We start from the raw sequence: 405 nt of genomic DNA, 5'->3' as shown, positions 1-405 counted from the left end.
AGTCTTTTAAGAATTGATATGTTTTTCTGGACTCTTCAAATTCTAAACTGATTCCCTGAATTTTTTCTTGGGTCCGGCTTTGAATATTTAATAACTTAATTTGTTCAAAACCATCAATAAAGTTTGTCATTTTTGATAAATAGTGATTATTTTGTAGAGAATAATTATTAGTTGCTTTAGTCATTAACTTTCCAGGAATTTGTGATAGGAAAACCGTTATACTCGACAATAAAAGAAAGACTAATGCTAATCGCCATTCTATATAAATAATAGCAACCACACTCATGATAAGGCTCCCTAAATTTGAGATTAGAGAGATTCTAGGGATTAATAAATTTTCTTGAATAAGGTCACTGTTTTTGGTGATATTATTTAAGAAATCTGAATGGTTACGGTTGTCAATTT

Annotated in this window: 1 protein-coding gene; it reads right to left on the bottom strand. The window is 28.9% G+C overall.

From position 1 onward, the window contains the following. Positions 1-405: ABC transporter transmembrane domain-containing protein (locus tag LIZ08_RS10315; RefSeq protein WP_264463632.1), on the bottom strand; the 405-nt coding region annotated here is incomplete at both ends.

The organism is Streptococcus sp. 210928-DFI.4.42 (assembly GCF_020554365.1).
In the GTDB taxonomy this organism is placed as follows: domain Bacteria; phylum Bacillota; class Bacilli; order Lactobacillales; family Streptococcaceae; genus Streptococcus; species Streptococcus parasanguinis_S.
The sequence above is the reverse complement of the archived record's forward strand: the minus strand, read 5'-3'. Positions and strand labels throughout refer to the sequence as shown.